The sequence below is a fragment of the Deltaproteobacteria bacterium genome, from assembly GCA_005879795.1.
In the GTDB taxonomy this organism is placed as follows: Bacteria; Desulfobacterota; Binatia; order DP-6; family DP-6; genus DP-6.
In genome coordinates this window covers 1-13,197 of the sequence record VBKJ01000041.1, presented here as the reverse complement: position 1 = coordinate 13,197, position 13,197 = coordinate 1, and the positions used below count along the sequence as shown (strand labels likewise).

Genomic DNA, 13,197 nt, shown 5'->3' with positions numbered 1-13,197 from the left:
TCGTGGTGGTCGAGACGGGCATCGGCTGGATCCCATACTACCTCGAGCGCATGGACTCGACCTTCAAGAAGCACCGCTTCTGGACGAAGTCGGTGATCGCCGAGCCGCCGAGCACGTACTGGTACCGCCAGGGCCACGCGACCTTCATCGAGGACCGTCCCGGCGTGAAGCTGCGCCACGAGGCGGGCCTCGAGAACATCCTCTGGTCGAGCGACTACCCGCACAGCGACACGACCTGGCCGCGCTCGTGCGAGGCCGTCGCGGAGCAGTTCGCCGACGTGCCGCCGCGCGAGCGCGACCTGATCGTGTGGCGGAACGCGGCGCGGCTCTACGGGATCGAGTGAGCCGTTCGGGGGTGCGAGAGCTCCGGGCTCCGCGGCCGTCGACCCGGCAGCCCCCCGGCGGATGTCGATCTTTATGTTGATCGATAGCCCACATAGGACAGCCCGGGCGTGAAGGCGATCCAGATCACCCTAGCCCACGAAGCTCGCCTCCAGCTCGTCGACCGGGGGTGTGCACTCCGTGTACTTCGCGTCGGGGCCCGTCACGTTCCGCCACCGGCCGCCGCGCGCGGGCACATGATCGACGAAGGCGCGAACACGGTCGGTGCAGCCGGCGCCGAACACGATGACGTCGGTCCCGGCGCTCGTCCCGCTGGCCACGCGGCGGATGACGAAGGCGGGGTCGCGCGTGTCGTCGGGGCCGTCGGTCGCGATGAGCGCGTCGGTGTCCTCACGGATCGGCCAGCGGGAGTGCATCCCGACCCACTCGCGCGCGCGACGCCACTTGGCGTCGCATTCGGGACCGTGGCGGCAGACGACGGGCTCGGGCGCCTCCTCGACGACCACGGGGCCGCGCGCGCAGGCGCCTGCGAGTGGCAGAGCGAGGATCAGCCCGCGGGCGCGGAACCACCGTCGCGTGAGCCGCCGGGGGATCGGCACCTCCGGTCACCCGTTCTGGACGCCACGCTCGGGGCACCGACCGCCAGCCGCTGCCGGGGCCGTCACGAACGCCATCCTCGCTCCGGGGGCCCGCGGTGTGCAAGAGACGGGGGCAGGCACGGAGGTGACCACATGGAGCTCTGGGAGCTGGCGGCACGCGAGGCGATCCGGGAGACGGTGGCGCGCTACGCGCACCTCGTCGACCGGGGACGGATCGACGAGCTGGTCGAGCTGTTCACGCAGGATGGGACGCTCGAGGCCGGTGACCGTCCGCCCGCGCGGGGCCGCGCGGACATCCGGGCGTTCTTCATGAAAACGGGGAGACGCCTTGCCGTGGCGTCCGGGCGGCCCCTGATCCGTCACCACGTATCCAACCTCGTCATCGAGGTGACCGGCTCCGACAGCGCGAGCGCAGAGGCGTACTTCCTCGCCATCACCGAACACGGGCCCGATCACTGGGGGCGCTACCGGGATCGCTTCACACGCGTCGGCGCGCGCTGGCTCTTCGAGCACCGGCGGGCACGGGTCGACGGGAACGCCCCGGGCTCCGTCTTCGCCGGAGCGTGAGCGCCTTCGACGGAACGGGCACTGCAGCTCACGCCTGCACGCTCCGGCAGCGGCTCGACAGCGCTCGCGCCGACCCACAGCTTCCCAACAGACCGGTCTGACCAATGCGGAGCGCATCCTGCCGATCGACGCGACGGTCGCCACGATCTGGGGGCGCGTGACGGCGCTCGTCGAGCGGCGGGGAAGACTGCTCGGGGTGGTCGACGGCCTCATCGCCGCGACGGCGCTGCACCATGGCTGCACGGTGGTCACCAGGAACGTCGCAGATTTTGCCGGAACCGGCGTGCCGGTATTCGACGTGTGGAAGGACCAGCTGGCTAGTCGGCGCCTCCGAGGATGGCGCATCGCGCGTGGCGCCTATCCAACCAGCCGCGCGAACGCCGCCCGCGTCTGCCGGAGCGCGCGCTCGTACCCCATCCGCTCGAGGTCGTCGGAGATGATCTCCGCCTCGTACCAGCCGCGGTAGCCGCCGCGCTCGAGCGCGCGGACGATCGCGCGCAGCGGGAGAATCCCCTTCCCGAGGAGCGCCCGGTCCATCGTGCGCAGCGTGACGCGCTTCACGTCCGAGATCTGCACGGCGTGTATGCGCACCGCCGCATCGGCGCGGACCGCCTCCAGGAGCCGCCGCTCCCACGCCGAATGGAAGAAGTCGAGCACGTAGCCCCCGCGCCGGCCCGCCGCCCGCGCGATCTCGCGCGCGTCGGCGAGCGTGTTGATGAACGACAGGTCCTGGCGCAGGGGATGGATCACCTCGATGGCGAGGCGGATGCCGGCCGCCGTCGCTTCCGGAAGGAGACGCGCGTACGCATCGCGGTAGGCGCGCGCGGCCGCCTCCCACGAGGCACCGTTCCGCCCGCCGCTGATCACGAAGAGCGCGTCGCCGTCCAGGCGATGCACCCACTCGATGGCGCGCCGGACCTGCTCGATGCCCTTGCGGATCGTGCGGCGCTCGGTCCCGAACCAGCCGTACGAGCCCACGTGCGCGACCTTCAACGCCGACGCGCGGAGGAGCCGGATCGCGCGCTCGACTCCGTACGCGCCGAGCTTCGTGCTGGCGAGGCTGATCGAGCGGAAGCCGAGCCGCTCGAGGTGGCGCACGTCCTCCTCGAGCGACCACCGCCGCAGCATGTAGTGGCCGATCGAGAGGCGCTCGTGCGCCTTCAGAGCGGCCAGCGCTCGCGCAGCCACGGCAGGATGAGCTCGTCCGCGACGCGATCCTTCGGGTCCCCGAGCGTCGCCCCCTCGGCGCCGGCGGGCCGGAGGTAGAGATCCGCTCCCGCCAGCTCCGCGTACGCCTTGTCGCGCGCCGCCGAGGCCTCGAACGCGCGCCGGCACTCGGAGGGATAGATGTCGGTGTCGGCGAGCGCGGCCACGACGAGCGTCGGCACGCGCACGTCGGGCAGCGTCCGCTCGCAGGCCGCGTTCGACTGGAGCCCCGACCAGGTCGACAGCCACCCCCGCGCGCTCATGACGCGCCCGAGCCCCTCGCCGTAGTTGCCGTGGATGGGGTCGCGGCCGTACGAGAAGATCGAGCCGAGCGGGCGCGGCGACGGCTCGAGGCTCGGATCCAGGTAGCGCGGATCGGCGAGGGTCCGGTAGACGAGCAGGTAGCGGCGCTGGAGCGCCAGGCGGCTCACGAGCGCGCGCTCGGCGGGCGCCATCCGGGCGCCATCGCTCTTCAGTTTTCCGCGGAAGTACGCCGCCTCCTCGCACCAGCCGAGCGCCTGGCGGTCGAGGCGCTCGCAGCGCGCGCGCTGCGCGGCGCGGAATGCGGCCAGGAAGTCGGGCGCGTAGCGCGACGGGCCGTCCGCCATCGGGCGGTAGCCGTTCCGCGGGTCGTACATGTCGAGGCGCGGGTTCACGGCGGTGGGGTTCGCCTCGTCGATCACGGACGGGTCGAGGCGGTCGAGGAGGAAGACGCCCTCGCCGAGATGCGCGGCGAGGAGCACGAGGCCGTCGGCCGCCGGCATCTCGACCTCACCGAGCGGCACGCGGTCGCCGGAGGGCGCGCGCGCGAGTCGCTCGGCCGGCGGCTTGCCCGCCTGCGCCAGGTAGAAGGCGAAGAGCGAGCCGCCGCCCGAGTTCCCGAGCAGGACGACCCGGCGAAAGCCCCGCTCGCGGAGCCACGCCACGTTCCCCGCCACGTCGAGGAGGAGCCGCTCGTGGAGCGCGTCGGCGTCGTTGTTGAGATTGCGGGTCGGCGCGCCCAGGAACGCGTAGCCGGCGCCCACGAGCCTGGGCACGAGGTAGTGGCGGAAGAAATCGACGCGGGGGTGCATGGCGAGGACGGCGACGTCGGGGTCCTTCCGCGGCGGCAGGTAGAGGATGCCCGCGCCGGTCGGGAGCCCGTCGGCCGCGAAGCAGTCCACGATCTCGCGCCGCACGGCCGGATCGAGCGCCGCGTACTCGTGGGGGAAGCGGAGGCGCGCCGTCATCGCGTCATGGTGGCGCGCTCCTCTGCCGAGATGCCGAGCGCCCGGAACGTCTCCGCGTCGAGCTCCTCGGCGCCGAGCGGGCGCGTCTGGTAGGTCACCTCGAGCTGCTCGCCGTCGGGCCCCTTGAAGGACGCCCCCGGCACGCCGTGCATCGGGAAGAGGCCGAGAAGGCGGAGCCCGAGCACGCCGGTGTAGAACTCGAGCGTCCGCTTCATGTCCGCGACGCTGAGCGCGATGTGATTCACGCCCTGGGTGGGGATCATGCGCCGTCCTGCCACGGTTCGGCGCCGGGCGGCAAGCCTTTGCAAGCGCGCGGGCCTGTGCCATTGGATCCGGGAGTGGCCCGCGTCCTCGGCGACCTCCTCCGCACGGCCGCGCGCGAGGCGCCCGACGCGGAGGCCTTCCGCTACCGGGGCGAGCGCCTCACCTACCGCGACTGGGACGCGCTCGCCGACCGGACCGCCGCGGCACTCGCCGCGCGCGGCATCGGCCGCGGCGACGTGGTGGCGCTCCTCCTGCCCTCCACCCCCTTCTACCTGGTCGCCTACCTGGCCGCCGCGCGCCTCGGCGCGATCACGACCGGCATCAACGTGCGCTACCGGCGGACGGAGATCGGGCACGTCCTCGGCCGCTCCGGCGCGGCGCTCCTGCTCGCCGTCGAGCGCTGGCACGACGCGGACTTCCGCGCGGCGGTGGAGGACCTGCGCCCGGGGCTGCCCGAGCTGCGCGAGGTGGTCTGGTTCCCGGCCGCGCGCCTTACCGCGAGCACGGCCGGGGCGGTCGCCGACCTGGGCGGGAGCGGTCCACCGCCGGCCGTCGCCGTCGCCCCCGACGACCCCGTCGCCATCGTGTTCACGAGCGGCACGACGGGCGCGCCGAAGGGCGCCTGCTTCACGCACCGGAACCTCCTCGCCGTCGCCGAGATCGAGGCGCGCCGCCACGCGCGCGGCGCCCCGCCCGCCCGCAAGCACCTCGCCGCCGGCCTCTCCTTCGCGCACGTGGGCACCATGGCGCGCATCGCGATCCAGCTCGCGCACCGGGGCGCGGCCCTCGTCCACGACACCTTCGACCCCGCCGCCGTGCTCGAGACGATCGAGCGCGAGCGCCTGGAGCAGCTGGGCGGCATCCCGACCCAGCTCGTGATGCTGCTCGACCACCCCGATCGCCCGCGCCGCGACCTCTCGTCGCTCGAGAGCGTGCTCCTGGGCGGCGCGCCGTCCTCGCCCGAGCTGATCCGCCGCGTGCGGGACACGCTCGGCGTCGAGGTGAGCGTCCGCTACTCGTCGACCGAGGTCGCGATCGCGACCGCCTCGCTCCCCGACGACCCGCCCGAGCGCCTCGCCACCACGGTGGGCAGGCCCACCCCCGGCGTCGAGCTCCGCATCATCGACGAGCGCAACGTGCCCCTGCCCCCCGGCGTGCCGGGCGAGGTCGTCGTCCGCTCGCCCGCGGCGATGGTCCGCTACTGGCGCGACCCCGAGGCCACCGCGGCCACCATCGACGCCGAGGGCTGGGTGCAGACGGGCGACGTGGGCTTGCTCGACGACGGCGGCTACCTCCACCTCCACGGGCGGCGGAGCGACATGTTCATCCGCGGCGGCTTCAACGTCTACCCGGCCGAGATCGAGGACCTGCTCGCCCGCCACCCCAGGGTCGCCCGTGCGGCCGTGGTCGGCGTGCCGCACGCCGTCTTCGGCGAGGTGGGCTGGGCCTTCGTCGTGCCGCGCGACCCCGCCGACCCGCCGACGCTCGCCGAGCTGCGCGCCTTCCTCGGCGCGGAGCTGGCGAGCTTCAAGCGGCCCGACGGGCTCACCGTGCTGCCCGAGCTGCCGCTCACGCCGATGTTCAAGGTGGACAAGCAGGCGCTGCGGGGGAGGCGCTGACCGCCGGGGCGGCCGCCGGCACGGACAAGCTACCCGCGCAGGGTGGCGACGAAGCTCACGCCGAATTTCGTTCCTATGGCGACGGCGACGCCGGCACCGTGCAGCCCGGGTGGACCTCGAGCTCGAGTGTGTCGACGTTCGTGGCGTAGCCCACGCCGACCCGGTTCCCGGCGGCTCCGACGGCCGTGATCGTGTTCGCGCCGAGGCCGAGGACTCGGTCGAGACGCGCCGTCCCGAGCGGGCGGCCGGCGGTGTCGTAGACGCTCAGCGCCGAGGTGAGGTTGTTGAACGTGGCGTACCAGCCATCGCCGGCGAGCACCGGGGTGCACTCGCCGGTCGTCACCCGGCGCGACGGCCCGACCAGCGCAGAGAAGCGGGCCCGTTCGGCGTGCCGGGCGACGTCGAGCACGACCAGCGCCTGCTCGGCCGAGGCGAGCAGGACATCACCATCGGGGGTGCGACCGATCCCGGTCCACGCCCCGGCGGGCACCCAGCCGGCGCCCGGATCCGTGGGCAGGAGCCGGCCGGTCGTCGGATCGACGATCCACCAGCGCTCTCCGACGCGCACTGCGCAGCCGAGCCCCTGCCGAGCGGAGACCGGCACGCTGGCGGCACGGGTCGCGCCCGACGGCGCCTCGTAGATTCCGTACTCGCCCCAGCGGCCGAGGAGGTGGATACGCACCCCACCCATGCCCGCGTCGCGCTCGACGGCGAGGCCCGCGGGCTCCGTGGCCGGCATCGTCCGGCCGCGGTACTGGAGCACGTGCCAGCTGCCGATGGCCCAGTCGGGCGCCGCGGCGGGACGCTCCTCGGGCACGCCGGCGAGTGCGAGCGGCAGCGACTCTGCGTGCGTCGTGGCAACCTTCCGCAGCTCGAAGCAGGCAGCCGGGTCCCCGGTGAGCGGCGCCGCCAGCTCGCGGAGCACGGCGAAGGCGCCGTCGCGCGCCGCCCACGGCGTCGCGACCTCGATCGCCGGCGTGGCGGAAAGCGGCGTCGTGAATGTGCGAAGCGTGCCGCCCGCGCGGGCGAGCCGGCCCGCAAGCCAGCGCTCCCACTGGGTCGGTCGCTCGAAGTGCCAGAGGATGCGGCTGGGCTGCGCCTTCTCGATGCGCTCGACGACCCACGCGTCGAAATTCATCCGCGTGCCGTCGTAGAGCGGCCCAACGGACGGCGGTTCGACGTCGAAGTCGGCCATGGCTGCGTAGAGGTCGAGGAAACGGTCGGGTTGCCCGGCGACGAGCGCGGCGAGCTTCCCGTAGAGCGGGAGGCCGCCCGGGCTGGTCCGATTCTCGCGCTCGAGGTCGTTCTCGCTGAGGACGACGAAGGCGCCCGCGGCGAACTCGCGCCGCCATTCGTGCCCTGCCTCGAAGCAGCGGAGGCACGTGAGCCCGTCCCCGAAACCGGACTCGCCGAAGGGGATCGGCTCACCCCCCCCTTTCGGCAGCGTCGCGTTGAGGAGCGTCACGCACGTGAAGGACCACGCGCCGAGGAGCGCGAACGCGAAGACGGCGAGGCCCCCGACGACGCGGGGGGGGAGGGCGTCGCAGAGCCGCGAGCGGAGCACGGTGAACGCGCCCAGGCTGGCGAGCGCGCACCAGCCGAGGTCGAGAACGAGGAGCCGTCGCGCCGTGGTGAAGCTCAGGACGGGCAACGCGAGCCCGGCGGCCGTCAGGAGCAGCCACAGGAAGGAGCGCGTCGGTCGCCGGAGGGCGGAGAGCAGACCCAGCCCGCCGAGCGCCGCGGCTGGGGCGAGGCACAAACCGCCATGATCGATCCCCCAGCCGAGGGCCCTTCCGCCTCCGCGTTGCAGCCACTGCCCGTGAAAGTAGCCGGCGCCCGCCCGGTCGTAGAGGAAGTATTGCTCGAGGGCGTACCGGAGTTGCCGGTCCAACTCGTCGACGCTGCCCCGCATCGTCTGCAGGACCTCGGCGAGGCTGTGCTCGCCCCGGTTGCCGATGTAGCCGGTGTAGGACGGCCAAACAGTCGGCAAAACGGCCTCCATCCGGCAGAGGAGGAAGACGGCGGCCATCGTGAGGGCCGGGCAGGCGACGAGGGCCACCGCCTTCAGGAAGCTCGTCCGCGTGCGCTGGAGGCCCTGCGCGACGGCCACGAGCACGAGCGGAATCGCCACGCGCGCCGCGTAGTAGTAGTACAGGCTCGACCACGCGACGAGGCCGGAGAGCACGGCAAGGACGAGCGAGCCGCGCCGGCCGGCCTGCAAGCCGAGCCAGATCGTGAGCAATACCTGCGGCACGCAGGCGATGTAGAGCCCGCCGAGCCGGGACCAGACGAGTTCGAGCGGCGAGGCCGCGACGAAGGCCGCGAACAGGAGGCCGACGGGCGGCGAGTGGGCTGCGCGGCCGGCCGCCCAGGCAAGGAGCACGCCGGCCGTGCCGTAGAAGGCGCCGATCACGAGCGGCAGGTGGAACGACGGCCCGAGGACCCGCTGGAATGCCAGCGCGACGGGCAGCATGAGCGGCGAGTCGTGGAGCCAGCCCACCTGGAAGTTGCCCCACGACCGCCGCCAGGCGCTCCAGGCGGTACCGGACTGGAGGAGCTTGGCCACGTGGAGCGTCTCGGCCTCCGGGAACCAGAAGGGCGCCGTCAAGTCGCTCCGGCACCAGGCGAGGCGCATGGCGACCGCGCCCGTGAGGACGAGGCCGAGCAGCGCGAGCTCGTGGCGGCGGCCGATGGTCGCCCTGGCGTCCGGGGCCGGCCGGGAAGCGGCGAAGAGCGAGCGGACGAGCAGCGCGACCGCGCCGATCAGCACCACGAGCGCGAGACCCTGCGCGATCCGGGGCGACGCGGCCAGGAGGTCCCCCGCGGCGATCATGCGGGCGTGAGGAGCGCGGCGGCGCTGGACAACCGCAGCGCGCTCCCGCTAAGGTCCGGCGCCCTCGCGGTTCGGTACGTACCCGTTCCCCGGCGGCAACGACGCGCATGACGGCACGCGACTTCGACGGCGCGAACGTCCTCGTCACGGGCGGGGTCGGGTTCATCGGCAGCGCGCTCGCCATCCGCCTCGTGGAGCTCGGCGCGCGGGTGACGCTCCTCGACGCGATGATTCCCGACTACGGCGGGAACCTCTTCAACATCGAACCGATCCGGGACCGCGTGACGCTCAACATCTCGGACATCCGCGACCGCCACGGCATGAACTACATCGTGCGCGGAAAGGACTACGTCTTCCACCTGGCCGCGCAGGTGAGCCACCTCCGCAGCATGGTAGTCGACCCCTTCGACGACATCGACATCAACATCAAGGGGAGCGCGATCCTCCTCGAGGCCTGCAAGGCGCACAACCGCAGCGTGATCATCGTGCGGGCAGGGACCCGGGGGCAGTATGGGCCCGCGGCGCGCTTGCCGGTGTCCGAGGACGCGCCGACCAATCCAAAGGGGATCTACGAGATCTCGCAGCTCACGGCCGAGAGGATGATGCAGGTCTACCACGAGCAGTTCGGCATTCGCTCCGTCAACCTGCGGCTGACGAACGTCTACGGTCCCCGGGCGCAGATGCGTCATTCGCAGTACGGAGTGGCGAACTGGTTCGTGCGACTCGCGATCGACGCGCAGACGATCGAGATCTTCGGCGACGGATCGATCAAGCGAGACTTCCTCTACGTCGACGACTGCGTCGACGCGCTCGTCGAGTGTGCCCGGTGTCCGGCGGCGCACGGTCAGGTCTTCAACGTCGGGTCCGGGACGCCGACCACTTTCCAGGAGTTTGCCGAAACGTTGATCGCGATTGCCGGCACGGGACGCTGGGAGTACGCGCCGTTCTCGCCGGAGCGCGCAGCGCAGGAGCCGGGCGACTTCTACGGCGACATCTCCCGAATCGCAAACGTGGTGGGATGGCAGCCGCGGACGTCGGTCGAGAACGGGATCCGTCCGACGGTGGACTACTACCGGAAGTGGAAGGCCCACTACTGGTGACCGCGGCGGCCACGTACGTCGACCGCCGGGCGATCGTCGACACGCCCCACGTGGGCGCCGGCACTCGCATCTGGGAGTTCGTCCACGTGCTGCGCGGGGCGCGCATCGGCCGCAACTGCAACATCAACTCGCACGTCTTCGTCGAGAACGACGTCGTCATCGGCGACGGCGTGACGGTCAAGTGCGGGGTGTACCTCTGGGACGGCATCCGGCTCGAGGATCGGGTCTTCGTGGGTCCGAACGTGACCTTCACGAACGACCCGCTGCCGCGAAGCCGGCGCCCCGTCGAGCCCGCGATCACGACCGTGCGGGAGGGGGCATCGCTCGGTGGGGCGGCGGTGATCGGTCCGGGAGTCACCATCGGGCGCTGGGCCATGGTCGGGATGGGAAGCGTCGTGACGAAGGACGTACCCGACCATGTGCTCGTCTACGGAAACCCGCTCCGGCAGGCGGGCTGGGTCTGCTTCTGCGGCGCCAGGACGGCGAGCCGGCCGCGCACATGTCGACATCGACGGTCCCGTTCGGCGACCTAGCGCGCGAGTACGCCGCGATCCGCGCCGAGGTGGACGCGGCCGTGGCCGCCGTGCTCGCGCGCGGCCGCTTCCTCCTGGGCGAGGAGGGCGAGGGATTCGAGCGCGAGTTCGCCGAGTGGCTCGGCGTCGAGCACGTCGTCGCCTGCGCGTCGGGCACGGAGGCCCTGGCGCTCGCGCTCCTTGCGCTCGGCGTCGGGCCCGGCGACGAGGTGCTCCTCCCCGCCAACACGTGCGTGCCGACGGCGACCGGTATCCGGATGACCGGGGCGACGCCGGTGCCGGTGGACATCGATCCGGCGACCCTCATGATGGATCCGGCCAGGGCGCGGGCGGCCGTCGCGCGGCGTACACGCGCGGTGATCCCCGTTCATCTCTACGGCAGCCCCGCCGACCTCGCGCCGCTCCTCCAGCTCGGCGTGCCGGTGGTCGAGGACTGCGCCCAGGCGCACGGCGCCCGCTACGCCGGGCGGAAGGTCGGCACCTTCGGCGTGCTCGCGTGCTTCAGCTTCTATCCGTCGAAGAACCTCGGCGCGTACGGCGACGCGGGCGCCGTCGCCACGTCGGACACCGGGCTCGCGAAACAGCTTCGCATGCTCCGGCAGTACGGGCAGCGGACGCGCTACGTTCACGAGATCCAGGGGCTCAATAGCCGGATGGACGAGCTGCAGGCCGCGATCCTGCGCGTCAAGCTGCGCCACCTCGATGCCTGGAACCGGCGCCGCGCGGAGATCGCCGCGATCTACGCGCGCGAGGTTCGCGGGGTCCAGATCCCGGCCGTGACGGCGGGCGGCGAATCGGCCCATCACCTCTTCCCCGTGCTCTCGGACCGCCGCGACGAGTTGCTGGCGCATCTCGGCAGACGCGGCGTGACCGCGCTCATCCACTACCCGGTCCCGCTCCACCTCCAGCCCTCGTACCGCGCCTGGGGCCTCGGACCGGGCGCCTTCCCGGTCGCGGAAGCCGCGGCCGGTCGGCTCGTGAGCCTGCCGCTCTTCCCCCAGCTCACCGAAGCGGAGATCGCGGCCGTCGTCAGTGCGGTGCTGGAGTTTCATGGTTGATATCTCCGTCGTCGTCCCGGTCTTCCACAACGAGGAGAGCCTCCCGGACCTCACGGCGGCGCTCGAACGCGCGGCACCCGGGCCGGAGTTCGAGTACGTCTTCGTCGACGACGGGTCGGAGGATGGGTCGTGGCGGGTCCTGGAGGAGTACGCGGCGCGCGAGCCGCGCGCCCGGCTGGTGAAGCTCTCGCGGAACTTCGGCTCCTTCACCGCCTGCGTCGCGGGGCTCGCCCATGCGCGCGGGCGCGCCGCGGTGCTCATCTCGGCCGACCTCCAGGATCCGCCCGAGCTCATCCCAGCGATGGTCGCGCTGTGGCGCGCGGGCCACGAGGTGGTCCTCGCCGTGCGCGCGGAGCGCGCGGAGGGTTTCGTGCAGCGCCTGGTCGCGGGCCTCTACTACCGCGCGATGCGGCGATGGGCGTTGCCCGACATGCCCGTCGGCGGGTTCGACTTCGTGCTCATCGACCGCAAGGTGGTCGACACGGTCGTCGCGGTCAAGGAGAAGAACACGACCCTCATGGGGCTCATCCTCTGGACCGGCTTCCGGCGCGCGACGATTCCCTACGCTCGCCGCGCCCGGGAGAAGGGCCGGAGCATGTGGACGCTCCGGAAGAGGCTCAAGTACTTCATCGACTCGTTCGTCTCGTTCTCGTACTTCCCGATCCGCCTGGTGCAGCTCCTGGGAGTGCTGTTCGCGGTCGCCGGCTTCACGCACGCCGTCGTCGTGACCGTGTTGCGGCTCACCAACAACATCCCGATCCAGGGGTGGACGGCGCTCATGGTCGTGATCCTTGTCATGGGCGGCGTCCAGCTCGTCACGCTCGGCGTGCTCGGCGAGTACCTCTGGCGCGCGCTCGACGAGACGAAGCGGCGGCCGCTCTTCATCGTGGACCGCGTCGTCGAAGGGACCGGGCGGGAGGCGCAGGAGCGGCTCGACTAGATGTGCGGGCGGCTCGAGCCGACCCCTCGGCCCCGACGGCCTCACCGTGCTCGCCGAGCTGCCGCTCACGCGCCCATGTTCAAGGTGGACAAGCGGGCGCTGCGGGAGGAGCGGTGAGATGGACGGGACCGGGGGGACGTCGGAGGGAACGGCGAACACGGGCGCCCAGGCGGCGATCCCGCTCAGCGTGGTCCTCCCCGCCTACAACGAGGCCGCGAACCTGCCAGCGACCGTCGCGGGCGCGCTCGCGGTGCTGCGCGAGCTCGGCGGACGGTTCGAGGTCATCGTGGTCGACGACGGCAGCCGTGATGGGACCGGCGCGCTCGCCGACGCGCTTGCCCGCGAGACGCCCGAGGTCCGCGCCGTGCACCACCCGAGCAACCGGGGCTACGGCGCCGCGATCCGCTCGGGCTTCGCCGCCGCCACCCTGCCCTGGCTGTTCTTCACCGACGCGGACGGCCAGTTCGATCTGCGCGAGCTGCTCCCGCTGCTGCCGCACACGGCGCGGGCCGACATCGTCGCCGGCTATCGCCTGCGCAGGCACGATCCGTGGTTCCGGCGCCTCTACGCCTGGCTCTTCGGCCGTCTCCTCGTCCGCGCCCTCCTCGGCGTGCGCGTGCGCGACCTCAACTGCGCCTTCAAGCTGCTCCGCCGCGATCTCGTCGCCGGCCTCGACCTCAGGTCCGACGGCGCCCTCATCAACGCCGAGCTGCTCGGCAAAGCGCAGCGCGCCGGGGCGCGCATCGTCGAGGTGGGCGTGCACCACCTGCCGCGACGGGTGGGAACGCAGACCGGCGGCAACCCCCGCGTGATCGCGCGTGCGTTCTGGGAGCTCCTCGCGCTGCGCGCGGAGATCCGGGCGCCGCGCGCCAAGCTGGGGCGCTGAGCGGCAACCCCGTCGGGGGTG

General features: G+C 72.5%; 14 protein-coding genes. 9 read left to right on the top strand and 5 right to left on the bottom strand.

From position 1 onward, the window contains the following. The coding region (locus E6J59_01845; protein TMB23516.1) for an amidohydrolase at positions 1-344 on the top strand (344 nt) is incomplete at its 5' end. 129 nt (positions 345-473) lie between these two features. Here the strand turns inward: E6J59_01845 and E6J59_01840 are convergent. Next, positions 474-941 (bottom strand): hypothetical protein, encoded by a 468-nt coding sequence (locus tag E6J59_01840; GenBank protein ID TMB23515.1) that lies wholly within the window; start codon positions 939-941, stop codon positions 474-476. A 132-nt stretch (positions 942-1,073) separates the two neighbouring features. Between E6J59_01840 and E6J59_01835 the strand changes: the two genes are divergently transcribed. Together E6J59_01835 and E6J59_01830 are read left to right on the top strand one after the other, a co-directional pair. Next, positions 1,074-1,508: a nuclear transport factor 2 family protein gene (locus tag E6J59_01835; GenBank protein TMB23514.1), complete on the top strand. Its 435-nt coding sequence runs from the start codon at positions 1,074-1,076 to the stop codon at positions 1,506-1,508. Further along, complete coding sequence (locus tag E6J59_01830) at positions 1,414-1,974, top strand: type II toxin-antitoxin system VapC family toxin (protein TMB23517.1); 561 nt, start codon at positions 1,414-1,416, stop codon at positions 1,972-1,974. Before E6J59_01835 ends, E6J59_01830 begins: the two co-directional genes overlap by 95 nt. Here E6J59_01830 and E6J59_01825 read toward each other — a convergent pair. The 3 genes from E6J59_01825 to E6J59_01815 are packed head-to-tail and all read right to left on the bottom strand — an operon-like array spanning position 1,866 to position 4,206. After that, positions 1,866-2,696: a sugar phosphate isomerase/epimerase gene (locus E6J59_01825; protein ID TMB23513.1), complete on the bottom strand. Its 831-nt coding sequence runs from the start codon at positions 2,694-2,696 to the stop codon at positions 1,866-1,868. The genes E6J59_01830 and E6J59_01825 overlap by 109 nt on opposite strands. Further along, positions 2,669-3,943 (bottom strand): alpha/beta hydrolase, encoded by a 1,275-nt coding sequence (locus E6J59_01820; protein ID TMB23512.1) that lies wholly within the window; start codon positions 3,941-3,943, stop codon positions 2,669-2,671. The genes E6J59_01825 and E6J59_01820 overlap by 28 nt, the downstream gene beginning before the upstream one ends. Beyond that, positions 3,940-4,206 carry a hypothetical protein gene (locus E6J59_01815; GenBank protein TMB23511.1) on the bottom strand — a complete coding sequence of 89 codons (267 nt, stop codon included), beginning with the start codon at positions 4,204-4,206 and terminating at the stop codon, positions 3,940-3,942. The genes E6J59_01820 and E6J59_01815 overlap by 4 nt, the downstream gene beginning before the upstream one ends. A gap of 75 nt (positions 4,207-4,281) precedes the next feature. On the opposite strand from E6J59_01815, the gene E6J59_01810 reads away from it, so the two are divergent. After that, on the top strand, positions 4,282-5,826 hold the full coding sequence (locus E6J59_01810; protein TMB23510.1) for an acyl--CoA ligase: 1,545 nt from the start codon (positions 4,282-4,284) through the stop codon (positions 5,824-5,826). Between the two features lie 73 nt (positions 5,827-5,899). Here E6J59_01810 and E6J59_01805 read toward each other — a convergent pair whose 3' ends face one another. Then, the gene (locus E6J59_01805) at positions 5,900-8,659 is read right to left on the bottom strand and encodes a glycosyltransferase family 39 protein (protein ID TMB23509.1); all 2,760 of its coding nucleotides are present in this window, start codon (positions 8,657-8,659) and stop codon (positions 5,900-5,902) included. 107 nt (positions 8,660-8,766) lie between these two features. Here E6J59_01805 and E6J59_01800 point away from each other — a divergent pair, with 107 nt between their 5' ends. The 5 genes from E6J59_01800 to E6J59_01780 all read left to right on the top strand — a co-directional run bounded on the left by E6J59_01800 (position 8,767) and on the right by E6J59_01780 (position 13,176). After that, positions 8,767-9,759, top strand: a complete 993-nt coding sequence (locus E6J59_01800; protein TMB23508.1) for an NAD-dependent epimerase/dehydratase family protein — start codon at positions 8,767-8,769, stop codon at positions 9,757-9,759. Then, a complete protein-coding gene (locus E6J59_01795) occupies positions 9,678-10,292 on the top strand; it encodes an N-acetyltransferase (protein ID TMB23507.1) in 615 nt (204 codons plus the stop codon). The genes E6J59_01800 and E6J59_01795 overlap by 82 nt, the downstream gene beginning before the upstream one ends. Further along, a complete protein-coding gene (locus E6J59_01790) occupies positions 10,259-11,350 on the top strand; it encodes a DegT/DnrJ/EryC1/StrS family aminotransferase (GenBank protein TMB23506.1) in 1,092 nt (363 codons plus the stop codon). Before E6J59_01795 ends, E6J59_01790 begins: the two co-directional genes overlap by 34 nt. Beyond that, complete coding sequence (locus E6J59_01785) at positions 11,343-12,290, top strand: glycosyltransferase family 2 protein (GenBank protein ID TMB23505.1); 948 nt, start codon at positions 11,343-11,345, stop codon at positions 12,288-12,290. Before E6J59_01790 ends, E6J59_01785 begins: the two co-directional genes overlap by 8 nt. A gap of 118 nt (positions 12,291-12,408) precedes the next feature. Beyond that, on the top strand, positions 12,409-13,176 hold the full coding sequence (locus tag E6J59_01780; GenBank protein TMB23504.1) for a glycosyltransferase family 2 protein: 768 nt from the start codon (positions 12,409-12,411) through the stop codon (positions 13,174-13,176). The last annotated feature ends 21 nt before the right edge of the window (positions 13,177-13,197 follow it).

What these genes read in the sequence shown, in the direction of transcription:
- E6J59_01820 (TMB23512.1), bottom strand. Translation starts at nt 3,943, where the DNA reads ATGACGGCGCGCCTCCGCTTCCCCCACGAGTACGCGGCGCTCGATCCG.
- E6J59_01835 (TMB23514.1), top strand. Translation starts at nt 1,074, where the DNA reads ATGGAGCTCTGGGAGCTGGCGGCACGCGAGGCGATCCGGGAGACGGTG.
- E6J59_01795 (TMB23507.1), top strand. Translation starts at nt 9,678, where the DNA reads ATGGCAGCCGCGGACGTCGGTCGAGAACGGGATCCGTCCGACGGTGGA.
- E6J59_01800 (TMB23508.1), top strand. Translation starts at nt 8,767, where the DNA reads ATGACGGCACGCGACTTCGACGGCGCGAACGTCCTCGTCACGGGCGGG.
- E6J59_01780 (TMB23504.1), top strand. Translation starts at nt 12,409, where the DNA reads ATGGACGGGACCGGGGGGACGTCGGAGGGAACGGCGAACACGGGCGCC.
- E6J59_01785 (TMB23505.1), top strand. Translation starts at nt 11,343, where the DNA reads ATGGTTGATATCTCCGTCGTCGTCCCGGTCTTCCACAACGAGGAGAGC.
- E6J59_01815 (TMB23511.1), bottom strand. Translation starts at nt 4,206, where the DNA reads ATGATCCCCACCCAGGGCGTGAATCACATCGCGCTCAGCGTCGCGGAC.
- E6J59_01805 (TMB23509.1), bottom strand. Translation starts at nt 8,659, where the DNA reads ATGATCGCCGCGGGGGACCTCCTGGCCGCGTCGCCCCGGATCGCGCAG.
- E6J59_01790 (TMB23506.1), top strand. Translation starts at nt 10,259, where the DNA reads ATGTCGACATCGACGGTCCCGTTCGGCGACCTAGCGCGCGAGTACGCC.